A 21,907-nucleotide genomic window follows, 5' to 3' on the forward strand; every position below is an offset into this window, starting at 1 on the left:
GACTAAGAATTCATAATGAATGCTGTCCTGCTCCAGTTCTTGTTTGTATGATTACGGTTTTACCCAATCATAATATATCCTGTTATTTATGATACAAAGACTGCTTGATATACATATAGTATAACGATACTAATCATTATCGTTAAATTGGTCACCATGCCAATAAACGGTAGCGTTTTGTATTTAAATTGAATTGCGTAAGGAATAATAGCTACACCTACTGGTAATAGCCAAGTAACAAACAATGTCGTTTTAATCATTGAATCGGAGACCGGCAAGAAGAAATAGACTGCCAGACCTGCTGCCAAACCAACGCCGTAATGAATTGCTAAGTACTTTATTGCTACAGCAATATAATTCCGTTCAATTTGGAAGTTAAGCATCATTCCCAGTAGTATCATTGATAATGGCATATTAGCCTTTGATAAAATGCTAAAGAAGTCAATAGCAATATGTGGCAGATGAATGTTAAACATATTAAGTGAAAACATCGTGATATAAGTTACTAGAGGAACAGACTGAACTAACTTTTTAGCTAAAAATTTAAAATTAAATTGATCGGTACCTTCACTATAGTAACTCCCAACAAAGTATGTTACGCCAAACATAATGATAGCTCCCCCAATATCAGCCATACCAAAATAAATCAACCCTTTTTGAGGCCATATCGCTTCTACTAATGGATAGGCAAATAATCCTATATTTAAAGCTGCCATCATCATTCCCACGGATCCACGCATATTATTTGAATACCTTTTAAACAGCCAAATTATAAAGACTTTAGATAATACACCGTAAACGAGCATCATAATAGGCAATATCACAAAAGACATATCTAAATCTGCTTGATTTAAATTTACAATCACCAGAGAAGGCAAAGTGACATTAATTACAAGTGTTGCTAGTACCTGGCTATCAGCCGCTTTAACAAAGTGAATGCGCTTAAGAAAATAACCAAGCCCTATTAGCAAAATAATCATAACAAATTGTTCAGTCACGATACGCCCTTCTTTCATTTAAAGTTTATATATACATTAAAGTACTCTATCATAGTTTTACTTCGGTTTAGAAGTCTTTATATTCATGATATAATTCTTTTAACCATTATTTTATGATGACAAAGGAGTTCATTTTATGGATTTAGAAGCTAAATTAGCTGAATTGAAATATGATTATGTTCGCTTGCAAAATGATTTAGAAAAAAAAGAATCGTTAAATCAAAATGTTGATCCATTGATTGGACAATTAGCTGAAATTGAACAGCAAATTGCAACATTACGGTCAAAAATGGGTCATAATTAATCATCTAGTCATATTAACATTAACATGCTATGATAGGCTCTGGCCTAGAAAGGAAGTCTAAAATGCAACTATATCTGATACTTTTACCTATTTTATATCTCATTGTGAGCTATATTAGCATTTATAAAATGCCAACAATTTTCACAAGAATATTGCGCATTATTATGGGGATATTACTACTCTTCGTAATTGCAATCACTACACTGCAATTCCCTACAGAAAATTGGTGGGTATTTATTGTATTACTTTTACTTGTTGGTAATGTTGAAGTAACTGGATTCAAAGCAATAAAACAAGATCGCAAAGGCTTGCTTATTTTGAATCTCTTAACTCTTTTGTTATACATTGTTTACTTAATTTTAGTATTCATCATGTATTAGTTTAAACTGTGAAATGAATACTATATATTGCAAAACACACATGACTATCATACTCGTTAGTCATGTGTGTTTTTTTAGATTATTTACGGGTTAGTTTTCCTTTTAAAGTAAATAAAATTTCGTATATTACTGGTACAACAATGAGCGTTAAGAGTGTAGAAGAAATAAGTCCACCAATGACTGTTGCTGCCATCCCTTTAGAAATTAAAATTGAGCTATCTTGTCCAAATAATAATGGTAATAATGCACCAATAGTAGCAATAGCTGTCATTAAAATTGGACGTATACGGATGCCTCCTGCCTCAATTAATGCTTCTTTCATCGACATGCCTGCATGCTCATTATTGATTACTCGATCAATTAATACAATTGCATTGGTCACTACAATACCTATTAACATCAACACACCAATTAAACTTGGGACCGAAATAGTTTCTCCAGTAATGAGCAGTGCTAATACAACTCCAATAACTGTATAAGGTAAAGAGAATAAAATTGTAAATGGTGCTAGTCCGCCTTTAAACGTGATAACTAGAATGAGATAGACAATAATAATCGCAGCCAACATTGCAACTGCCAATTGTCCCATGGCTGTATTAATGTCATCCGTCGCGCCACCAACACTAATGCTGACATGATTAGGTTTATCTATTTTGTTCACCTTTTGCATGACTGTTTGTGACGTACCACCTACGTCTTTACTAATCACCTTACCAGAAATCGTAGTCGCATAATCACCTTCTTCTTGTACAAGTTTGCTAGGTGTTGATGTTTCATTAAGTGTTGCTATATCACTTAACTTAATTGAGCCTCCAGTTGGTTTTTTTAACTCAATATTTTCTAATTTCGTTTTAGACCAATCTGTACGTTTATTTTGTTTCACTTTAACATCAATAGATTTTCCATTTTCTTTAACTGTTGAAATCGTCTTTTCAGGTAAATTTTCATTTAAATTTAACGCAAGTTGACTTGCAGAAATGCCATTGTCAGTCGCTTTATTTTGATTAACTTTTATCTCATATTGATCATATGTCTCTGATAAATCTGATTTGACATTTGCCACTCCTGAAGTTTTCTTCATCGCTTGTTCAACTTTAGCGACGGTCCCTTTAATTGCTTCTGTAGACTTACCTTTTACCGTTACTTCTATTGAACTGTTGCCGACACCTGTTCCCATATCTAAATTCTTCCATGTTCCAGGGTGTTTATAACGATCCAAGTGTTTTAACACTTTATCTGGTTCCTCGTCAAAGTGAGGTGTATCTTTGGCATATTCAACCATAATTGCCATACTATTTGTACTACCAGTTGGGTCAGCCGGTGATGGTCCACCAACTGAATATTGTATCGTCTTAACTTTCTTCTTACTTTGCAAATATTTTTCAGCATCTTTCGCATGCTTTAATACTGCTTCTTCAGTTTCACCTGGTTTCGGTGTATAAGTAACTGCTAAAAACTTATCTTCACCAGTAGAGATATAACTTGTTCCCAACTTAGTGCCACCTAAGACAACACTCGCTATTAATATAATTGTAGTTATAATAATAACTAACCATTTGTGATTCAATGACCATGATAAGACTTTTTGGTATCCACGACCAACTGTACCTAGACTTTCATTATTTTGTTTAACCTGTCGTTGTTGTTTGAGACCTCTCTTGAAAAATGTTGAAGCTAACGCCGGTACAACCGTGATTGACACAAGTAATGATGCCAATAAACTAAAGGCAATCGCCAAGGCAAATGGTCTAAACATTTCTCCTACAGAACCAGAAACAAATGCCAAAGGTAGAAAGACGACAATAGTAACTAATGTTGAAGACAAGATTGGTTTAAACACTTCTGTTGTTGCATTTATAATCAATGGATTCCCTTTGAGCTGTTCTTTTGGATCTGACAAGCGTCGATAAATATTTTCTACAACTACAATGGAGTCATCAATAACACGGCCAATTGCAATCGTCAAAGCGCCTAAAGTTAGTATGTTTAATGACACATCTGTTAGTTTCAAAGCTACCAATGCAATTAATATTGACAATGGAATTGATACTATAGAAATTGCTGTCGTTCTAATATTGCGCAAGAATAGTAATATAACAATAATAGCCACCATCGTACCTAATGCGGCTTTTTCAACCATCGTGTAAAGAGAGTCTTGGATAGGTTTTGCCGTATCCATCGTTTTCACGCCATCAATTTTAGCGTTATTTTGAGTAAACTTATCGATGGTTTGTTGAACATCTTTAGCAACTTGAACAGTATTGGCGTCTTGCGCTTTCATTACTTGAACATTAACAGCATCTTTACCATTTGTCTTCGAAATAGATTGACGTTCATCACCAATCTTTATATCAGCTAAATCCTGTAATTTAACAGATGGTATATTACCTGTTGAAGCTAATGAATCTGAAGATTGTGGCTTAGATGAAGCTAATGCACTAGTATCATTAGATTGGCTATTACTAGCAGATGTTTGCTTACTATTACTTGATTGATTTGAATTCTGACTTTGACCAGCCATACTTAACGGTATTTGTAGATTTTTAAAAGCATCTACAGAGGTGAACTGACCATCTACAACAATTGATTTATCTGTATTATTAAATTGGAACAAGCCCAGTGGTGTTTCTCTAGATGCCGCTTTAACATAATTTTCAACGTCCTCTGCTGTCATCCCGACTTTATCCAATTGATCTTGCTTAAATTTCATAGTAATTTCACGCGTTGTTTGCCCATTTAATTGGGCATTTTGTACACCATCAATGGTTTGTAGTTTCGGAATCAGTTGTTTCTGTATTGCATTGGTTGTTTCTTTTAAATTACCATCTTTATTCGTAAAGGAATATGCCACAATAGGAAAAGCATCCATAGAATTACGTGTTAATTCCGGCTGACTTACCCCTTCTTTAAATTCTATTTTATCTATTTCTTTTTTCAATACTTCTTCTGCTTTATCCATATCTGTATTGTTTTCATACTCTACAGTAACAATAGATGCATTTTGTATTGACTCAGTCTTCACATTTTTGACATAGGCTAACGATCGAATTTGACTATCGATTTTACTACTGATTTCATCTTGAGTTGTTTGCGGTGTTGCACCAGGCATTGTCGTTTGCACAGAAATCACTGGATTTTCAACATCTGGTAACAATTCTAATTTTAGTTTTGCACTCGCATATACACCACCTAAAATCACCAAGACGACCATTAAAAAGATTGCAAATTTATTACCAAGTGAAAATTTTAATAGCTTTTTTATCATTTATATTGTCCCCTACCTTTGAATGTCTAAAAAAATCTGAACGAATCTCCAATATAGACACGTCCAGATCAAATTGTCACCTTATTACGTACACCGACATTACTTTCGTTTCAATTTTCGAGATAACTTTATCTTTGCTTTAGTTAAAGTGGGCTTAACCTTTTCAATAAGTTGATATAATGGTTTGTTAAGCGGATAATCAAATTCACCAATTTTTTCACTTAAGTATGTTCCCCATGTCTTTTTAAAAATCCACAAACCATAATGTTCACTATCTTTAGGTGGATTATTATCGGTACCACCGAAATCATATGATGTTGCACCTTTTTCTCTCGCATAGCGCATCATCGCAAATTGCATATGATGGTTTGGTAAGAAATCACGATAATCATTAGATGATGCACCGTATAAATAATAAGCTTTTTTGCCGCAAAACATTAGTAGCGCACCTGATAAATAAAGACCATCAGGATGTTTTTCCAAAAGTGATTCTAATTCTTGACGTCGTTCTACTTCATTATTCATCTTATTTTGTGCATCATTAATTTTATTTAAAGTTTTTTTATCTTGCTTTTTTTGTTGTAACTTTTCAATTTCATTATTTAATTTTTCAATTTCTTTTGTTGTTTCAGCTATAACCGGTTTAGGCTCTAGTTTCACTAAAAAGAGTTCAGCATCTCCATCTTCATGAAGTGCATCATAAATCGTTTCAAAGTAACTCACATCACGAGTTAAAAAGCCATCACGTTCACCAGTGATTTTCATTAACTGTGCAAACGTTCCTAAACCTTCACGCCCAGCATGTTCTACTTGAGTACCACGTCTTAGAGCAAGTCTTACTTTTGATCGATTGCGTTTATCAAAGCTCTTGATAAGTTCTTCATCTGATTTATCGATAGGTGTAATCATTGTCATTCGCGGTTGAATATAGTCTTTAGACAGCCCTTCTTTAAATCCTTTATGTTTAAAGCCTAATTTCTTAAGATTTTTAATGGCTTGAATTCCTTGGTCAACCTCGACATCTGGATCAATTTTAATCGTATAGGCTTTTTCTTCTTTAGCAAGTGCAGTTGTTTCTGCCAACAATAATTCTAATGCTGCTGTATCTTCATAATCCACAACAAACCCACGTGAGACATAACATAATGTAAATGGTAGTTTTGGGATTTTTTTAAATAATAATTGGGCTACCCCTTTAATTTCACCATTTTCACCTACAGCAACTCTTTTTGAATACCAACCAGTAAGTTGCTTCGTCTCTGCCCATTTAGTTAATTGTAATAAATCTCCATGAGGATGAGATTTAACAAACGCGTCATGTTCTTGATTTGTGATATTCATCTTTTCCATGCTCTAAACTAACTCCTTTATTATTGCAATAATTATCATTATACATCGTTCATAAGTGAGTGTCGACGAACAAGACATCATTTAAAAAGAATCACGATTTCGGCAACATTCCATTGATGAAACGATATGTTGCCCCTCTAATTGTCATATTGTACGGTGATGTTGCTTCATGATCTTGAATTACAATTGAGGCATATTCAGATTTCTTGCCATCTTGAATGCGGAAAATTATATTATCATCTTTTAGCACTAAATCAGTGTACTTATCGTTGTCAGCAATGATATCCATATCATACCATAGTTGCCATTTCTTAACTGTCACAGCACGCTTTTCACTTGCAATAACAAGTTTCTCAATAACAAATTGTGATTGCTGATGACGCGCAAACCTCTCTTTCCGCTCTGTTTCAGTTTCATTCCATTGGATAAAAAAGGGTGGCTTAACTAAATAATCAGGATCAGCGATATATAATAATTGCCAGTCAATTTGTTCACCTTTTTTATTCTCTCTATGCATGCGAATTGGACCAATAGTATCGACATTTTTATCACATAACCGTTGAGCAGTTTCTTCAATAGATGTTGTTCTTAAACATATCCCTTTGAAGCCTTCAGCAAAATAATCTTGAATAATTTTTGCAGCAAATGATACGCGCCCTTCCTCGGATTTCACTTCTTTAGCCAATTTATCCGGCTGTTCAACATCTAATAATTCAATATAGTTGTCATTTAGGTATGTTAAACGATTAAATGTACCATAGCGATGGTGTTTGCCACCTGGCTCAAGCTTGAGTAGCTGTCCTGGATAATGAAATTGATTTAAATGATCAACATAATGAATAAGATGATCAAAATTAAGTGTTGCCATCGTACATCCCTCTTTTTCTTTTAGTTACCCATAGTTTAACAAACTATAGCATATATTTCTGTGTCAAATTTGATATTGCCAAATGTATCAATTCAATTTATAATAAATCTTGTGCAAATTTAGTTAGTTAACCTAACCATTTTCCGAGGAGAGTGTTATGATTGTTGCAAAATGATTTTTTCAATAGCTTTATTGAATTGTATCGACCATATATAAAAGCGACTAAACCAATATTAGACCGTTTTGATTTGCATAGTGGTCAATGGCTAGTATTAAAAGATATTGCGAAACAACAACCTACAACGCTAGTCCAAATATCAAAACGTCGCTTCATTGAAAAGCCTACTACACGTCAGTTTATAAAAGCACTATCCGAAAAAGGCTTATTGACCATCACACCTGGACATGATAAACGAGAAAAGGTATTAAATTTGTCACCTGAGGGAGACGTGCTATATCAACAAATAAATGATGAAGTATCTCGTATACAAATAGATTTATTAGCACATGCTTCAATAAACGAAAAACAAATGGAGCAAGTTATTAATATGATGGCCTCGCTGCATCAAATATTTATGGAGGAAGATAACCGTTGAATTCAACAGTATTACATAAAGAACCTATATTCACTAGAAGTTTTACACTAAACTTCGTAATTAATTTCTTTATCTATTTATGTATGTACTTATTAATAGTCATTATTGCAGATTATACTAAAACAGCTTTCCATGCACCTGATAGTTTGGCTGGACTTGTTGTTGGTATCTTTGTTGTAGGTTCATTAATAGGTCGCTTTATTACAGGTCGCTATGTCAATCATTTTGGTCCCAAGAAAATTTTAATCTTTGGATTACTTTTTCTAGTGATTACTCAATTATTATATTTTGTTCCAGGTCCGTTATGGTTTTTAATTTTTACACGCTTAATAAATGGCCTAGCTACAGCTGTTGCATCTACAGCGACAGGAACAATAGCAGCATGTATTACCCCAAAAACACGTAAAAGTGAAGGGATTAGTTTATTTTCATTAAGTCTTGTTCTAGGTACCGCAATCGGTCCATTTTTCGGTTTATTGCTTGTTAAATCATTTTCAATCATGCTACTATTTACAATTTGTATTATTCTGGGCATTATTAGTCTCATACTTTCTTTGTTTGTTCACGTAGCATTTGATTTCACTGGAAAATATCAACATCCTCATCAACATAATAAAGGATTTAGCTTACAACGCTTTATTGCTCGAGAAGCTATTCCTGTAGCTATCATTATGCTATTAGTTGGATTGGGCTATGCCTCAATTCTTACTTTTTTACAGTTTTTTGCTGAGCAAAGACATTTAATTGAGGCTTCAAGTTATTTCTTTATCTGTTATGCTATCGCTTCGCTAATTACAAGACCTATTGCAGGCCGATTAATGGATGAGCATAACGAAAATATTGTGGTCTATCCCGCATTTATTGCTTTAATCATATCCTTTGTTTTACTTGTCTTTAGCTTTAACCCATTTACGTTGTTACTAGCTGGTATCACTTTAGGCATTGGTTATGGAAATCTTTCATCTTCAATGCAAGCCATTACAATCAAAGTATCTCCACCAGCAAAATATGGTTTAGCAACTTCAACATACTTTATAGGTTTGGATATTGGTATTGGCTTTGGTCCTAGTGTTTTGGGTATGTTTACCAATACGATTTCTTATAGTAGTATTTATTTGCTAATGGCCCTTGTCAGCACGATAACTATTGTAATTTATTTTGTCATTCATGGTCGTAAAGTTAAACACCTTACTCCAAATTAATATGCCCCTAAACATATATGTCTCTGAGAAGATGAATGCGTATGGCACATGTTTTAAGCTATGAACTAAATATTGGCAGTAGTTTAAACAAAAAAGCCAGTAAATGAATTTATAAAAAACTCATTTACTGGCTTTTTTCTATTTTTCTAGAAATTTTGCCCCAGCCTTTTGCCTAGTTATTTAAAATACTAATTTGCTATACTAATTGACTCAATTTCTGATTTCATTTTATCAATCACTTTTAATTGTGCTTTATTAAAGAAATAAAAGACTTGTCTTTCATCAGTTTCTGAACGAACTTTTGAAATTAATTCTTTTTTATAAATTTTACGTATAATCACATCGATTTTACTTGTATCCCATAGCATTTCAAAGTGTAAAGTATCTCTCAATTCTTTACCACTTATTTTTTTGCCCTCATAAACTTTGAACAACACGACAAATTCTTCGATTGAGACTTTGTAAGTTGTCTTTAACCAATGTTTTAGTTGACTCAATTCTCTCTCGGCAGCAATAAAATGTTGTACTTTTTGACTCATATTAAAATCCTCCTATGTTGATTCTCTGTTGTAAGTGAATATGAAATTTTAATTGCTCATAAAAATTATATACCATAGTTTCAATTTAATCTATTAAAATTATTAAATTAATAGCAAAATATTGTTATCAATTATTGATTTTAAAATCGAGAGCAATTATAAGCAATACAATCGCTAAAGTAACAACACCAAAATTCGACAATTTTTCGAACGTAATAATAAAATGATGCTTCTAATCATGTCATCTTGTTAATGAAAGGATGAATGAATAATACGCATTATAGAGAAGTAACTACATATTCAAACTAATTATTTTAAAATAAAGCTTTATGATTGATCATGGTCTAATATATAAGCACTGTTCAAACATAGAAATCACCTCTATTTGAAGACTTAGGTGTTAAATGTTTTTCATCTACATATTTACTTTTTATCCGCCTATATAGTTCATATTTATCTTTTTTCGTTGTCTATTTTTAACTGTTTGTTCTGTCCGTTCATCAGAATAACGGTCGTCCCGTACTTGCCATAATTTAATGAGTTCTGCTTTTAATTCACTATTACTTATACCTGAGCGCAATAGCTTTTTAATATTAAATCCTTCTGCTGTACTAAAAAGGCAACCATAGAACTTACCATCTGATGATAGTCTAGCTCGAGTACAACTAGAACAAAACGAGGCTGATACGCTAGTAATTAAACCGAATTTTGCACCGTTATCGTTATGCTGATAATATGTTGCAACTTCGCCGTAATATTTAGGCGCCATCGGTTCTATATCAAATTCATCCTCTATCATTGTCAACATATCATCTTTAGTAACAACTTTGCTGAAGTCCCAACCATTATCATTACCAACATCCATAAATTCAATAAATCTAACTTCGATATTTTTAGCTTTAAAATAATGCAGCATCGGAATGATCTGATCATCATTCACACCTTTTTGAATAACGACATTCACTTTGACATGAAAACCAATTGCAATTGCATAATTAATTTGATCTAAAATAGTTTCTGCTTTAATATTTCTATTGTTAATTGCTTGAAATACACTATTATCTATAGCATCAAGACTAACATTAATACGACGTAACCCTGCTTCAAATAATTTTAAGCCATGTTTTTTTAATAATAAGCCATTTGTCGTTAGACCTATATCTTCAATACCTTCAATTTTATTAAGCCTTGCAATGAGTTGATATAAATTTCGACGCAGTAGAGGTTCTCCTCCGGTAATACGTAATTTTTTTACACCTAATTCGGCATATATTTCAGCAATACGTTCAATTTCTTCAAATGTAAGTAATTCATCTTTAGGTAGAAAGACAAAATCGTCACCAAATATTTCTTTAGGCATACAATAATCACATCTGAAATTGCACCTATCTGTCACAGATATTCTTAAATCACGAATCGGCCGACCAAGTTTATCTTTTATTTGCATTACCATCGTCTGGACCTCCTTGCTTATTTTATCTGCTGCATTAAAGAGTCCAAATCTTGCTGATAATTGATATTCTTATACCAATAGTCTGGAGATTGTATCTCAGTCACATCTAACCAAGCTGCAGATACTTGGTCATAAACGTGTTTCATACTATAGTCATTTGATGTTAAAGCTTGCTTAATGACAGGTAAAATTTTAGGATTATAAAATGCGATTGTAGGTATCATTCGTCCATTTTCAGAAAAAGCAGCAATATCTAAATGATTCTCAATCAGATGAGAAACCATAAAATGATATAATCCACTAATAGCTTTACCAGTAATCATAGGGGTATCCACCGATACGACAAAAAAGAGTTCTTCATCTTGATATGCTTTCATAACGGTATAAATACCTGCTAACGGACCTTTATCACTAACTTTGACCTCATCTATCATCACATTTGAATAGTCAAAAAAAGGTGCTAGTTTATCATTTGTACTAATAATAATGTCATTGAACATATTAGTATCTTGCAATACTTGAATTATTTTTTTATAAAAAGGCTCGTTATCAATGGTGGCAAAAGCTTTGGGCTGACCAAATCTCTCTGAATGGCCACCAGCTAGTATAATAGCTTTCATAATATATTTTATCCTCCGCTTACTGGTGGTATTAAAGCAATAATATCGTCAGGTTGAACTATACCGTCTTCTTTCGTAAATTCTTCATTGACTGCAATTTGGAATTTTTTATCCATTAGTTCTGGATGATATTGATTTAGCAGTTGTCTAATTTCCTTAACCGTTTTCGGTTCCAAAATATCTATATATTCATTGCTCATATTAAGTATTTCTTTAACTTCAGCAAAATACAATACTTTCACTATCTTGACTCTCCCTTTTTGGCATCTTGGTAATACCCACGTTGATGACCTTGCCAAGCTGAACCATCTTGCCATATTTCTTTTTTCCAAATTGGCACGATTTCTTTTATGCGTTCAATCGCATATTCATTTGCACGATAAGCATCTTTACGATGTGGTGATGAAACAGCAATCAACACAGCGATATCAGAAATTGCGAGTGGCCCTATACGGTGAACAATGGAGGTAATCGTTCCTGGCCATTTTTTTGAGATTTCGTCACCTATTTGGGCAAGCTTTTTTTCAGCCATAGGCACATATGCTTCATATTCCAAATACTTAGTCTTAACGCCTTGCGTCCACTCTCGTACATGACCCGTAAATACAACTACTGCACCTTGGTATTCATTCACAGTGAAATTTCTATATTGTTCTGTATTTATTGGTTCAGTCACAATTTCATATTGTTTCATTACGTTCATCCTTTAATTTCTATCCAATCTAATAACCAACTATCAAATTTTGTTAATGCTTGCGCGTCGGAAAGATTAATACTGTAGCGTACATTGGATAATGCTTGAAGTTGAGTTAAATCTTTTTCGTTACGATAAACAATGATTTTGTCAAACTCAGCTAATTTATAACCTTCTACTAAAATGATGTCATAGTCAATTGTAACAGATTTGTCAATAACATCCTTAAGACTTTGATTACATTGCCGCGTAATCGTTTGCTGATACTGATGTCCTTGAACAATACTTTGATCTGCACCAGCGTGTAAATGTTTCATATGATCAACTTCTTGATGCTGTAACGTGATTTCTTCTCCATGATGCCCGTGATGCTTTATTGTTACAACAGTCAAATTGTGTTGTTTTAGTAACCGAATGGTGTGCGCCATCAGTGTCGTTTTTCCCGAGTCTTTATAGCCAACAATTTGAATAATCATAGCGACAACGTCTCTTCATAAGCATGCGATTCAGTGAGAATAACGTCAACGGTATGTCCCGCTTTGAAACCACGTGTACCTCCAGGAAGCATAATCATGGCGTTACTATGTGCAATAGCGACAACAGCCCCTGATTTATTAAAACCTGAAGGCACCACAGTAGCGCCATTAGCTGACAATGTTGCTTTAGCACGAATAAATCGACTGAATGGATTCGCTTTCGTAAAATCTTCCATAAGTGTAGCTTTAACAACTTGTGGATAAAAAGCATCTGCGCCCATCATATGATAAATTGCAGGTTTAACGAATAATTCAAAACCAGTAAAGCAGGCTGATGGATTACCGGATAAGCCAAATAAATATTTATCAGTAGTAACTGCGACTGTAGTGACACTTCCAGGTCTCATAGCAACTTTATTAAATAATACTTTAGCATCAATAGCCTTGTATATCTCTGGTAAATAATCAAAATCCCCCACAGAAACACCACCTGTTGTAATCACAATTTGATGTGTCTCGAGTGCTTCACGAACTGCTGTAATACTACTATCTAAATCGTCTTGTTGAATTTTATATACATCAGCACCAATATCAACCTTGTTAGCAAGTGCTTGAATCATTGGTCCATTAGAGTTACGTATTTTACCTGGCTGTAGGTCTTCATTAATATCTAATAATTCACTACCAGTTGCAATAACAGCGATACTTGGTTTATCAAATACAGGAACTTCACTATAGCCAAACGTAGCTAATACAGCAATGACCCCTGCATTAATAAGCTGCCCTCGTTGTAACACAATATCTCCAGTTACAGTTTCTTCTCCTTTGAGACAAACATTTTCATATGGCTCAAAAGATTTTCGAATTGTAAATGTATCTTTATCTTCAACCGCTTGTTCAAACATAACCACAGCATCGGCACCTTCTGGCATTTGAGCACCAGTCATAATGCGCACCGCTTCACCTGCTTGTAATTGATGAGACGATACATCTCCAGCACCGATATGATCAACAACTTTAAATTTTTTTCTATTCTGATGATAAGCACCCGCACTATCCTCACTACGAATAGCAAATCCATCGTATGGCGATTTATTAAATCTTGGAATATCACTTGTTGCAGCAATATTTTCGGCTAATACATAATTTAAGCTTTCATCAAGTGGAACGGTTATTACTGAGGTATAAATATCTTGATTTACGACTCTTGAAATTGCTTCTTTTACAGGAATCGGCGTTCTTTTCTCGATTGTCATTTTATCATCTCCAAGTTAACTAATATTTCATGATATACTGAATTTTAAGAGGAGGAATATCATGGCTGATTTCACACATATAAATCATCAAGGCAACGCCAAAATGGTTGATGTTTCAGCAAAAAACATCACTAAACGCACTGCCGTTGCACATTCAAGTATTATAGTAAATCACACAATTTATGAACAAATTGTTAATCATACAGCTAAAAAAGGGAATGTCTTAAATACTGCACAGATTGCAGGAATTATGGCTGCTAAGAACACCTCTACAATGATTCCAATGTGTCATCCTTTACCGCTTACTGGTATTGATATTACATTTTCTTGGTCAGATTTAGACAAAGGTCAACATCAACTTAATATTGAAGCAACCGTTTCAACTACTGGCAAAACTGGCGTCGAAATGGAAGCATTAACTGCAGCTTCTATAACCGCCTTAACTATTTACGATATGACTAAAGCGGTTGACAAAGGCATGATTATTGGTGAAACATTTTTATTAAGTAAAACTGGCGGCAAATCCGGCGAATACTATAGACAATAACCATTTTTTTATTTCAATTATTACACTTTTTTATTGAGCTCATAAACCATATGATTTAATTCTGGTTGTATGAGCTTTTTCATTGCTAAGTTAACAGCCCCTGTAGAACCTGGTAGCGTAAAAATAAGTTTATTATTTACTGTGCCTGCAATTGCACGCGATAAAAGTGCCCTTGTACCAACATCTTCAGCATAGCTTAAATACCTGAACAACTCCCCAAAACCATCTAATTTTTTTGTCAACAATGGTTCTACCGCTTCAATCGTTACATCTCTTGGTGCAATTCCTGTACCACCAGTTGTGATAATGACATCAATATCAGACTTCAACCATAACTGTAATTGATTTTGTATTGCTATTTTTTCATCTTTTACTATGGCGTAATCTTTAATAGCAAGTTCCGCATCTACATCATGCAGTAATGTTTGAACAAGTTGTCCTCCTTTATCACTCTTTTTATCTCGAGTATCTGAAACCGTTAATACAGCACAATTTATAGCTCTATCTATTTTCCTATGTGTATGCATATTTAGACCTCCTTTATCCAAATAAAGCATTTATGAGTTTTGTAGCTTGCGTAATATTAGTCATTCCATGTATTAAAAAGCGACCATCATGAAAGCAAACAATACGATATTTATTAAAGTGGAACATCACTAAATAACCGTTCGTTTGATAATCGATTTGACGCGCGTCCAAATATGACACCAACATCTCTTGAGAAATATCTGGATTGACATACTGTACAGTATCACGTCCACATAACATGGCATAGCGCTGAGGTTGTTGCTGTAAATAAGGGTAGTTTGCTGCCGTTCCACAAGTCGCACAGTTATCTTGTTGTATTTTACTAAAACCAATACTTATATGCTGTCCTTCCCATATATCTCCATAAGTTAGTTTTGCTGCAATATCTTGATGCGTTAATATTTTCAATGCATCTTTAAGCTGTAAACTCGTTGTCATAGTTACTGCTGGTTGTATCACACCCACCGTATCACAGGTTAGCGTCATCGATGGTAACTGTGGTATTAAACAATTAAAGCATGGTGTCTTACCAGGTATAAATGGAGCTTCTACATAAGTACTTTGAACAACTCCGCCATATATCCATGGAATATGTTGTTGATAACAGAAATCATTAATCAATTGACGCGTTACAAAATTATCTGTTGCATCGAGTATTAAATCAACATGCGTGCCATTCGAGCTTAAAAATGCACGATCGACTTGCGCTATAAAAGCATGTATTTGTACATCTTTATCAATACTTTCCAAATGCGCCTTTGCAGCAATTACCTTTGGCAAGCCCTCTGCTGCATCTTGCTCTGTAAATAATGTTTGGCGTTGTAAATTACTATATTCTATATAATCTCGATCAACTATCGTTAATTGCTTTACTCCTGCACGCACTAGCCCTTCTGCTAAGTGCGTACCTAACGCTCCCATTCCAACAATTAGTACTTGAGCTTGTCGTAAATCTTCTTGACCTTTTTCACCAATTTTATTAAATAAAATTTGCCTTGAGTATCGGTCTTGCGTCATGCTTAGCTCCCTCTTTCTGCATCATTATCATCATTATATAAGTATTTATAGCTACTCTCAAAAATTTGAATTATTATATAAAAATACTTTGTAGGATACTTTTTAGCGAATCAAAAAAGAGCGAAACCAAGGTTCATTTACCTTTGAGTACCGCTCTCATAAAAATGCGATTTAAATGATCAAAAATGGCCTGTTTAGCTCCAATTAAAATGATATTAACCAATAATAATCAGTTCATCTGCAAGCGTTTCAGCTTCATAGTTTGAATGCGTAACAAATATAATAGGAATTTGCCATTCTTGAAAAATACGTTTTATTAATTCTATACCTTCATCTCTCGTAGCATCGTCTAAACTAGAAAATGGTTCATCCAATAAAATTAAATCTGGTTTTGTGCTCAATGCACGTGCCAAAGCAACACGCTGAGCTTCGCCACCTGATAATGTCATTGGATATTGTTTTTTCAAATGACTTATATTCAATGTCTTCATCAGCTGATTTAAATGTTCTGATGGTTCAGCCATAAATGTAATATTGTCATACACCGTCATATGCGGAAATAACTGGTAATCTTGGAAAAGGTAACCAATATGTCTTGATTGAATTTTAGTTTGTATATGTTGTTGTGTATCAGTAATGACACGTCCATTAACAGCAATATAGGCCTTATCTGCTTGCCTTAAACCGGCAATCATATTCAATACGGTCGTCTTTCCAATTCCTGATGGTCCTCTAAGTGCATATATCTTCGGTATATTATCATCAATGTCAATATGAATATGTGTTTGTTTTAATTGATAATGCAATTGTATTTTAAGCATTTAATCAACCTCCCGATACTTATCTCGATTAGCAAAATTTAAAGTACCGATGACTGCAATTGAAAATGCCACAAGAACTAGCACCCATAACCACGCTTCATTTTCACGACTCTGTTCTACTAAAAAGTATATTTCGAGTGGTAATGTATTCGTTTTATTAGGTATGTATCCAGCTAACATTAATGTTGCACCAAATTCACCAATTGCTCTGGCAAAGCTCATCATAATTCCTGCTAAAATAGCACGTTTTGATAACGGTAAAATCAACTTGAAAAAGATTTTATTTTCACTTGCTCCCATTGTCCTAGCTGTGTTAAGCATTTTAGGCTCAATGTTACGAAATCCTTGAACAGTATGTTGATACATAAGTGGAAAACTAACAATGACAGATGCTATAACTGCACCTGTCATTGTAAATACCACTGGAAGATGTAAGACATTTTGAAAAAATTGCCCCACAAAACCACGCGGTGAAAAAATAATTAATAGAATAAATCCCATGACCGTTGGCGGTAAGACAATCGGCAAGAGAATCAAACTTTCAAGGAGTTTCGTAAAATGCCCTGTGCCACGATATAGCAGTCTTGCAATTATTATGCTTAAAATCATTACGATAATCGTACTTATCACAGCAACCTTAAGCGAAATCCAAAATGGCGTAAAATCAGGCATTGACTAGACCTCCTTAATTCGAAAATTTATAATCTTTAAGAATGGCTTTGGCTTTATCTGATTTTAGGAAGTCCATCCATTCTTTTGCAAGTTTGCTATTTGAAGTTGCACCTGCTTTATATGTGATTGGTTTTTTCAATTCAACTTCTTTAATTTCATTCACTTTATCATTGCGTTGTTTGTTAGTATAGAGATCCGTTTTATAAACAAATCCCATCTGAGCATTACCTTTTTCAACATAATTTAAAACTTGTTTAACATCTTTCGCATATACAATTTTATCTTTCACAGCATTGTATAGATGTTGATCATCTAAATATTGTTTCGCATATTTTCCTGCTGGTACTGTTTTCACTTCACCCAAAGCTAATTTTTCATTGCCCTTTAAATCTTTGACTGAAGATTGTGTACTGTCTTTATCACCAATAAGTACAAGTTTATTATGAGCATAATTATATGTATCATGCACATTATCTTTTAATGCATCAACATCTTTCGTATTTGCAGACATAAATACGTCAGCAGGGGCACCCTTTTCAATTTGTTGTCTTAATGCTCCAGAACCACCATAATTAAAAGTTACTTTGGCATCTTTATGATCTTTTTTAAATTCCTTCTCAAGTGCTTTTGAAACATCGGCTAAACTTGCTGCTGCAGAAATACGTAATTCTTGTTTACTATCTGAGCTAGATGACTTTTTATCGTCTTTTTTGTCGTTTCCACCACTAGAACAACCAGCTAAAATAAGTACTAATGTTGCAATTACAACTAATAAATGTTTAAATTTCATTGACAAAATTCCCCCTCTTCTAGGATTATTATACTACTTTTTTATATTCATAAAAGGTGTATTTTACAATTTCATATAACTTTAAATAATACGCCTTAAATGTGGTACTATCATTTATATTTTAATCTTAGTATTTTAGCATTATAATAAATATATTATCTTGTACGATGTGGGGAGCATGATTATGGAAAGAGATGTATTACAAGGACAATCTATTGTTCATTATGATGGAGAGCGACTTATAACTACAACGGATAGCTATGTTACTGAGTTTCCACTTACAATTATGGTAAATGGAGATGAATTTGCTACTGTTATTTGCAGCCCAACTCATATGGAAGAATTAGTGATTGGCTTTTTAGCATCAGAAGGTGCAATATACAAGCGTGATGAAATTAAATCTTGCCAAATAGATGATAGTAAGGGGTTCGCCCATGTGGATTTGACACATGAACTCGGTGATCGATTTGAATATTCAACTAAGCGCATGATTGCTTCTTGTTGTGGTAAAAGTCGTGAGTTTTATTTCCAAAACGATGCGGCGATAGCAAAAACGTCGATGTCTCATATAACGCTGCATCCACAACAAATTTTAAATATGATGACACGTCTACAAGGAGCTAGTACACTTTTCAAACAAACAGGCGGTCTGCATAACGCTGCAATTAGCGATGGCAACACATTCTTTGAACACCGCCAAGATATTGGTCGACATAATGCCTTAGATAAACTTTATGGTTTTTGTTTAAAACGCCGTATTCCCGTTCGAGATAAAATCCTCATTTTTAGTGGACGTATTTCCTCTGAAATTCTTATTAAAGCTGCAAAAATCGGTGTTGGCGTAATACTTTCAAAATCAGCTCCAACTACGCTTGCCATCACGCTAGCTAATGATTTAAATATTACAGCAATTGGCTTTATACGAGATGGTACATTTAATATTTACAGTCATCCAGAACGCGTTAAAGCATAAGATTTCAACCTTTTATAGAATTAAAAGCCCACGTCAATTATCTTCATATCATAAAAGGAGCGAAATACAATTCATTATGAATTCTTTTTCGCTCCCTTTTTATATTTTATTTGATATTTTCTTTAACAACTTGATAACAAAAACCTTTGTAGATATATCCTTGCTTAAGATACATATCACGTGCCGTATCTTCACCATCAGCAACTAGAATAACCGGTCTTGTGTCAGCATATTGCCCTACATAGGCTTGTAACGTACTACCAATCCCTTGATGTTGATAATTCTCTAAGACACCAAAACCATCAATTTCAACAATTTCGTCACTTACGATCATATCTAAAATACCCGCTGGTTGATTTTGATAATAAGCTAATAAGCGAACAACATTATCGTATTGTTGTTGAATGTGGATACGTGTACGTTTGACACTTTCATCAGCAAATCTATGACCAAACGGTAATGCAAAATGCTTATAAATTGTTAAATAATCCTCTAAATTATCTTTGTCTACAATCTGAATTTGTACATCTGATTTCGTTTGCCAACGCGCCAGCTCAGCAGACTCAATCACATAGAGCTCAAGCACCCCAAGTTGGTACCCTTCTTTATTAAGTATCTGTTTCCAATCATTGTCTAAATGATGATTCGCTGGAAATGTAAAGGCAAGATGTGTACATTGATGCGCTTGATGAAATTGTTGTTGTCTTTGTACATCTCGTCGCCATTCTTCGATATTAGGTAGTTGTTTATATATCCATTGATTAGAATGATACGTATGCGGTTCTTCAGGAGTTAAATATATCTTTTTATTAGAATCTTCATAAAAGAGGTTTCCCATTATCGCTATATGCTCAAAACTCAATTCTTCCATACATATCACCTAATTTTTTAAAATTATATCAAATTTTTAAATCTACTATGATTTAACATGGTTGAACCAATCAGACAAGCAATGATTGCTTTAATGATATCTCCAGGCATAAATGAGAATGAAAATAAAAATGCTTTAGAAATAGGTATTTGTGTGATAAAGCCCATAACAATCGTGCCTACAATATCTAATAATAACACGCCAAAGAGGAGTGTTGGCACAATCAATACTAGAAAATTGATTTTATGCTTGTACGCATCTCTAACAGAACCTATCGCATAAGCAATAAAAGGATATAAAATTAGAAAGCCAGCAGATGGACCCGCAAAGACACCTATACCGCCTCTTCCTCCAGATAAAACGGGTAGGCCTGTAGCGACAAGTAATAAAAAAACAATAGCACTTAATGCACCTAATTTACGTCCTAAAATAATCCCTGCTAAAAATATGCCTATATTTTGTAAAACAATGGGTACTGGCATAAAAGGTAGAGGTATACCAGGAACTAATCCTAAAATACATATAATGGCAGTCATGACTGCTGTATATACTAATTCTTTTGTACTCATATCGTGATCCTCCTTATATGAGAATGATTATAACACCTTTGTAAACTTTTATAAATACAAAGTTTACATTTAGTCAACTTTCATTGCTAATGCGGTGATATAGTCGAAAAAGGCATCACGTTTCACATCATTGATAACATTAATTGGACGTCCTTGATCAGTTAAAAATGTTCGACCTTGGCTTGGTCCTTTTGCAATAACATCAGCCATTACTGTCTGATAATCCACTAACTGTGGATTACCAACGTAAGCAGTTGTTAGCACATCCCATAAAAAATAAGTGGAATTTGTAACAAAATGAGTCAAAGGCGGTACAGCAGCATAACTAACACCTAAAAAATCAACACCTGTATAACGTCTGTCATTCGCCCAACGTTGTCTTATTTCCCATGTGAGCGGCACTTGATTAGTACTTTCTAAAGCAACCATATCAATAGTCAAATCGGCGTCAAATACTGTTTTAACTGCAGAAGGATCCCAAAATGCATTCCATTCCGCTGTCCCATCATGTTCAGGTTCTTCTACATTACCTCGTGTTAAAAACGTTCCTCCCATCCATACTAACTTTTCAATTTTATGTATGATATTGGGTTTTCTTTTTAGTGCCTCAGCTAAGTCAGTAAGCGGTCCGGTGAATAGTAGGATTACTTTATCAGTGCTCTGTTCTAATCTAAAAATAATATCTTCATAGGCTTCCATCTGACTTATACTAGCAGAAGTATGTAAATGTGTTTCATTTAAAATAGGTAACGCATCCATAAAAAACGCATGCATTCGCCAATCTTTAGGAAACGGATTAGCACCACGCTCATATGAAGGTGCAACAGCAATATTTTTTGTTGAAAATCGATTAATTATTTTCATCGAGGCGCTTAATGAAGGTTCTAAATAACAATCAGCGCCAATAGTACTTACCCCGATTAAATTAATATTATCCATTTGTAATAATAAAAAAAGTGAAACTAAATCGTCAACGCCACCATCATGATTAAAATATACTTGTTGTGTCATGTTTTTTCTCCTTTAGTCGTCTTACATATCAATATTATAGTATATTAAAATGAAGATAGGACATAAATATTTCTGACAAGTTGAAAGAAACGGGGGGAGAATTCATA

At 33.9% G+C, this 21,907-nt stretch carries 25 protein-coding genes; 6 read left to right on the forward strand and 19 right to left on the reverse strand.

Annotated elements, in window-relative coordinates; all coding sequences use genetic code 11:
- Window positions 1–86: 86 nt before the first annotated feature.
- Window positions 87–998, reverse strand: a complete 912-nt coding sequence (locus HMPREF3267_RS11970; RefSeq protein ID WP_037540574.1) for an AEC family transporter — start codon at window positions 996–998, stop codon at window positions 87–89.
- 136 nt (window positions 999–1,134) lie between these two features.
- Here HMPREF3267_RS11970 and HMPREF3267_RS12665 point away from each other — a divergent pair, with 136 nt between their 5' ends.
- Complete coding sequence (locus HMPREF3267_RS12665; protein WP_172952948.1) at window positions 1,135–1,302, forward strand: SE1832 family protein; 168 nt, start codon at window positions 1,135–1,137, stop codon at window positions 1,300–1,302.
- Between the two features lie 62 nt (window positions 1,303–1,364).
- Window positions 1,365–1,682: a membrane stabilizing protein MspA gene (mspA, locus tag HMPREF3267_RS12685; protein ID WP_002492245.1), complete on the forward strand. Its 318-nt coding sequence runs from the start codon at window positions 1,365–1,367 to the stop codon at window positions 1,680–1,682.
- A 79-nt stretch (window positions 1,683–1,761) separates the two neighbouring features.
- Here mspA and HMPREF3267_RS11980 read toward each other — a convergent pair whose 3' ends face one another.
- The 3 genes from HMPREF3267_RS11980 to HMPREF3267_RS11990 all read right to left on the reverse strand — a co-directional run bounded on the left by HMPREF3267_RS11980 (window position 1,762) and on the right by HMPREF3267_RS11990 (window position 7,165).
- Window positions 1,762–4,947, reverse strand: coding sequence for an efflux RND transporter permease subunit (locus tag HMPREF3267_RS11980; protein ID WP_062077942.1), 3,186 nt, complete (start codon window positions 4,945–4,947; stop codon window positions 1,762–1,764).
- Between the two features lie 99 nt (window positions 4,948–5,046).
- The gene (locus HMPREF3267_RS11985; protein ID WP_070823884.1) at window positions 5,047–6,297 is read right to left on the reverse strand and encodes a lipid II:glycine glycyltransferase FemX; all 1,251 of its coding nucleotides are present in this window, start codon (window positions 6,295–6,297) and stop codon (window positions 5,047–5,049) included.
- Between the two features lie 91 nt (window positions 6,298–6,388).
- On the reverse strand, window positions 6,389–7,165 hold the full coding sequence (locus tag HMPREF3267_RS11990; RefSeq protein ID WP_037545102.1) for a VOC family protein: 777 nt from the start codon (window positions 7,163–7,165) through the stop codon (window positions 6,389–6,391).
- A gap of 161 nt (window positions 7,166–7,326) precedes the next feature.
- On the opposite strand from HMPREF3267_RS11990, the gene HMPREF3267_RS11995 reads away from it, so the two are divergent.
- Both HMPREF3267_RS11995 and HMPREF3267_RS12000 read left to right on the forward strand, forming a co-directional pair.
- Window positions 7,327–7,761, forward strand: coding sequence for a MarR family winged helix-turn-helix transcriptional regulator (locus HMPREF3267_RS11995; RefSeq protein ID WP_002478821.1), 435 nt, complete (start codon window positions 7,327–7,329; stop codon window positions 7,759–7,761).
- On the forward strand, window positions 7,758–8,963 hold the full coding sequence (locus tag HMPREF3267_RS12000; protein ID WP_070823885.1) for an MFS transporter: 1,206 nt from the start codon (window positions 7,758–7,760) through the stop codon (window positions 8,961–8,963). The genes HMPREF3267_RS11995 and HMPREF3267_RS12000 overlap by 4 nt, the downstream gene beginning before the upstream one ends.
- Window positions 8,964–9,151: 188 nt before the next feature.
- Here HMPREF3267_RS12000 and HMPREF3267_RS12005 read toward each other — a convergent pair whose 3' ends face one another.
- From HMPREF3267_RS12005 to glp, 7 genes are all read right to left on the reverse strand, one after another.
- Window positions 9,152–9,502, reverse strand: coding sequence for a SarA family transcriptional regulator (locus HMPREF3267_RS12005; RefSeq protein ID WP_002460086.1), 351 nt, complete (start codon window positions 9,500–9,502; stop codon window positions 9,152–9,154).
- A gap of 430 nt (window positions 9,503–9,932) precedes the next feature.
- A complete protein-coding gene (moaA, locus tag HMPREF3267_RS12010; protein WP_002460088.1) occupies window positions 9,933–10,955 on the reverse strand; it encodes a GTP 3',8-cyclase MoaA in 1,023 nt (340 codons plus the stop codon).
- A 17-nt stretch (window positions 10,956–10,972) separates the two neighbouring features.
- Window positions 10,973–11,575 (reverse strand): molybdenum cofactor guanylyltransferase MobA, encoded by a 603-nt coding sequence (mobA, locus tag HMPREF3267_RS12015; protein ID WP_062077948.1) that lies wholly within the window; start codon window positions 11,573–11,575, stop codon window positions 10,973–10,975.
- 8 nt (window positions 11,576–11,583) lie between these two features.
- A complete protein-coding gene (moaD, locus tag HMPREF3267_RS12020; RefSeq protein WP_002478818.1) occupies window positions 11,584–11,817 on the reverse strand; it encodes a molybdopterin converting factor subunit 1 in 234 nt (77 codons plus the stop codon).
- On the reverse strand, window positions 11,817–12,269 hold the full coding sequence (locus HMPREF3267_RS12025; protein ID WP_002478817.1) for a molybdenum cofactor biosynthesis protein MoaE: 453 nt from the start codon (window positions 12,267–12,269) through the stop codon (window positions 11,817–11,819). The genes moaD and HMPREF3267_RS12025 overlap by 1 nt, the downstream gene beginning before the upstream one ends.
- A gap of 5 nt (window positions 12,270–12,274) precedes the next feature.
- Window positions 12,275–12,745 (reverse strand): molybdopterin-guanine dinucleotide biosynthesis protein B, encoded by a 471-nt coding sequence (gene mobB / locus HMPREF3267_RS12030; protein WP_002460093.1) that lies wholly within the window; start codon window positions 12,743–12,745, stop codon window positions 12,275–12,277.
- Window positions 12,742–14,001: a molybdopterin molybdotransferase MoeA gene (glp, locus tag HMPREF3267_RS12035; protein WP_070823886.1), complete on the reverse strand. Its 1,260-nt coding sequence runs from the start codon at window positions 13,999–14,001 to the stop codon at window positions 12,742–12,744. The genes mobB and glp overlap by 4 nt, the downstream gene beginning before the upstream one ends.
- A 61-nt stretch (window positions 14,002–14,062) precedes the next feature.
- Between glp and moaC the strand changes: the two genes are divergently transcribed.
- Window positions 14,063–14,548 (forward strand): cyclic pyranopterin monophosphate synthase MoaC, encoded by a 486-nt coding sequence (gene moaC / locus HMPREF3267_RS12040; protein WP_002460095.1) that lies wholly within the window; start codon window positions 14,063–14,065, stop codon window positions 14,546–14,548.
- A gap of 20 nt (window positions 14,549–14,568) precedes the next feature.
- Here moaC and HMPREF3267_RS12045 read toward each other — a convergent pair whose 3' ends face one another.
- The 5 genes from HMPREF3267_RS12045 to modA all read right to left on the reverse strand — a co-directional run bounded on the left by HMPREF3267_RS12045 (window position 14,569) and on the right by modA (window position 18,376).
- Window positions 14,569–15,075 (reverse strand): MogA/MoaB family molybdenum cofactor biosynthesis protein, encoded by a 507-nt coding sequence (locus tag HMPREF3267_RS12045; protein WP_002492230.1) that lies wholly within the window; start codon window positions 15,073–15,075, stop codon window positions 14,569–14,571.
- A 13-nt stretch (window positions 15,076–15,088) separates the two neighbouring features.
- Window positions 15,089–16,093: a ThiF family adenylyltransferase gene (locus tag HMPREF3267_RS12050; RefSeq protein WP_002492280.1), complete on the reverse strand. Its 1,005-nt coding sequence runs from the start codon at window positions 16,091–16,093 to the stop codon at window positions 15,089–15,091.
- A 215-nt stretch (window positions 16,094–16,308) separates the two neighbouring features.
- Window positions 16,309–16,914 carry an ATP-binding cassette domain-containing protein gene (locus tag HMPREF3267_RS12055; RefSeq protein WP_002460098.1) on the reverse strand — a complete coding sequence of 202 codons (606 nt, stop codon included), beginning with the start codon at window positions 16,912–16,914 and terminating at the stop codon, window positions 16,309–16,311.
- Window positions 16,915–17,586: a molybdate ABC transporter permease subunit gene (gene modB, locus HMPREF3267_RS12060; protein WP_002460099.1), complete on the reverse strand. Its 672-nt coding sequence runs from the start codon at window positions 17,584–17,586 to the stop codon at window positions 16,915–16,917. It abuts the gene before it with no gap.
- A gap of 13 nt (window positions 17,587–17,599) precedes the next feature.
- Complete coding sequence (gene modA, locus HMPREF3267_RS12065) at window positions 17,600–18,376, reverse strand: molybdate ABC transporter substrate-binding protein (RefSeq protein WP_002460100.1); 777 nt, start codon at window positions 18,374–18,376, stop codon at window positions 17,600–17,602.
- A gap of 184 nt (window positions 18,377–18,560) precedes the next feature.
- Between modA and fdhD the strand changes: the two genes are divergently transcribed.
- Window positions 18,561–19,349 carry a formate dehydrogenase accessory sulfurtransferase FdhD gene (gene fdhD / locus HMPREF3267_RS12070; protein WP_037543235.1) on the forward strand — a complete coding sequence of 263 codons (789 nt, stop codon included), beginning with the start codon at window positions 18,561–18,563 and terminating at the stop codon, window positions 19,347–19,349.
- Between the two features lie 106 nt (window positions 19,350–19,455).
- Here the strand turns inward: fdhD and HMPREF3267_RS12075 are convergent, their stop codons facing one another.
- The 3 genes from HMPREF3267_RS12075 to HMPREF3267_RS12085 all read right to left on the reverse strand — a co-directional run bounded on the left by HMPREF3267_RS12075 (window position 19,456) and on the right by HMPREF3267_RS12085 (window position 21,800).
- Complete coding sequence (locus tag HMPREF3267_RS12075; RefSeq protein ID WP_002478812.1) at window positions 19,456–20,220, reverse strand: GNAT family N-acetyltransferase; 765 nt, start codon at window positions 20,218–20,220, stop codon at window positions 19,456–19,458.
- A 23-nt stretch (window positions 20,221–20,243) separates the two neighbouring features.
- A complete protein-coding gene (locus HMPREF3267_RS12080) occupies window positions 20,244–20,789 on the reverse strand; it encodes a biotin transporter BioY (protein ID WP_062077952.1) in 546 nt (181 codons plus the stop codon).
- A gap of 69 nt (window positions 20,790–20,858) precedes the next feature.
- Complete coding sequence (locus HMPREF3267_RS12085) at window positions 20,859–21,800, reverse strand: nucleoside hydrolase (RefSeq protein ID WP_002460105.1); 942 nt, start codon at window positions 21,798–21,800, stop codon at window positions 20,859–20,861.
- Between the last annotated feature and the right edge of the window lie 107 nt (window positions 21,801–21,907).

The sequence above is a fragment of the Staphylococcus sp. HMSC62D11 genome, assembly GCF_001839145.1.
Lineage (GTDB): Bacteria > Bacillota > Bacilli > Staphylococcales > Staphylococcaceae > Staphylococcus > Staphylococcus lugdunensis.

What these genes read in the sequence shown, in the direction of transcription:
- HMPREF3267_RS12665 (WP_172952948.1), top strand. Translation starts at nt 1,135, where the DNA reads ATGGATTTAGAAGCTAAATTAGCTGAATTGAAATATGATTATGTTCGC.
- mspA (WP_002492245.1), top strand. Translation starts at nt 1,365, where the DNA reads ATGCAACTATATCTGATACTTTTACCTATTTTATATCTCATTGTGAGC.
- HMPREF3267_RS11980 (WP_062077942.1), bottom strand. Translation starts at nt 4,947, where the DNA reads ATGATAAAAAAGCTATTAAAATTTTCACTTGGTAATAAATTTGCAATC.
- HMPREF3267_RS11985 (WP_070823884.1), bottom strand. Translation starts at nt 6,297, where the DNA reads ATGGAAAAGATGAATATCACAAATCAAGAACATGACGCGTTTGTTAAA.
- HMPREF3267_RS11990 (WP_037545102.1), bottom strand. Translation starts at nt 7,165, where the DNA reads ATGGCAACACTTAATTTTGATCATCTTATTCATTATGTTGATCATTTA.
- HMPREF3267_RS12005 (WP_002460086.1), bottom strand. Translation starts at nt 9,502, where the DNA reads ATGAGTCAAAAAGTACAACATTTTATTGCTGCCGAGAGAGAATTGAGT.
- moaA (WP_002460088.1), bottom strand. Translation starts at nt 10,955, where the DNA reads ATGGTAATGCAAATAAAAGATAAACTTGGTCGGCCGATTCGTGATTTA.
- mobA (WP_062077948.1), bottom strand. Translation starts at nt 11,575, where the DNA reads ATGAAAGCTATTATACTAGCTGGTGGCCATTCAGAGAGATTTGGTCAG.
- HMPREF3267_RS12025 (WP_002478817.1), bottom strand. Translation starts at nt 12,269, where the DNA reads ATGAAACAATATGAAATTGTGACTGAACCAATAAATACAGAACAATAT.
- mobB (WP_002460093.1), bottom strand. Translation starts at nt 12,745, where the DNA reads ATGATTATTCAAATTGTTGGCTATAAAGACTCGGGAAAAACGACACTG.
- glp (WP_070823886.1), bottom strand. Translation starts at nt 14,001, where the DNA reads ATGACAATCGAGAAAAGAACGCCGATTCCTGTAAAAGAAGCAATTTCA.
- moaC (WP_002460095.1), top strand. Translation starts at nt 14,063, where the DNA reads ATGGCTGATTTCACACATATAAATCATCAAGGCAACGCCAAAATGGTT.
- HMPREF3267_RS12045 (WP_002492230.1), bottom strand. Translation starts at nt 15,075, where the DNA reads ATGCATACACATAGGAAAATAGATAGAGCTATAAATTGTGCTGTATTA.
- HMPREF3267_RS12050 (WP_002492280.1), bottom strand. Translation starts at nt 16,093, where the DNA reads ATGACGCAAGACCGATACTCAAGGCAAATTTTATTTAATAAAATTGGT.
- HMPREF3267_RS12055 (WP_002460098.1), bottom strand. Translation starts at nt 16,914, where the DNA reads ATGCTTAAAATACAATTGCATTATCAATTAAAACAAACACATATTCAT.
- modB (WP_002460099.1), bottom strand. Translation starts at nt 17,586, where the DNA reads ATGCCTGATTTTACGCCATTTTGGATTTCGCTTAAGGTTGCTGTGATA.
- modA (WP_002460100.1), bottom strand. Translation starts at nt 18,376, where the DNA reads ATGAAATTTAAACATTTATTAGTTGTAATTGCAACATTAGTACTTATT.
- fdhD (WP_037543235.1), top strand. Translation starts at nt 18,561, where the DNA reads ATGGAAAGAGATGTATTACAAGGACAATCTATTGTTCATTATGATGGA.
- HMPREF3267_RS12075 (WP_002478812.1), bottom strand. Translation starts at nt 20,220, where the DNA reads ATGGAAGAATTGAGTTTTGAGCATATAGCGATAATGGGAAACCTCTTT.
- HMPREF3267_RS12080 (WP_062077952.1), bottom strand. Translation starts at nt 20,789, where the DNA reads ATGAGTACAAAAGAATTAGTATATACAGCAGTCATGACTGCCATTATA.
- HMPREF3267_RS12085 (WP_002460105.1), bottom strand. Translation starts at nt 21,800, where the DNA reads ATGACACAACAAGTATATTTTAATCATGATGGTGGCGTTGACGATTTA.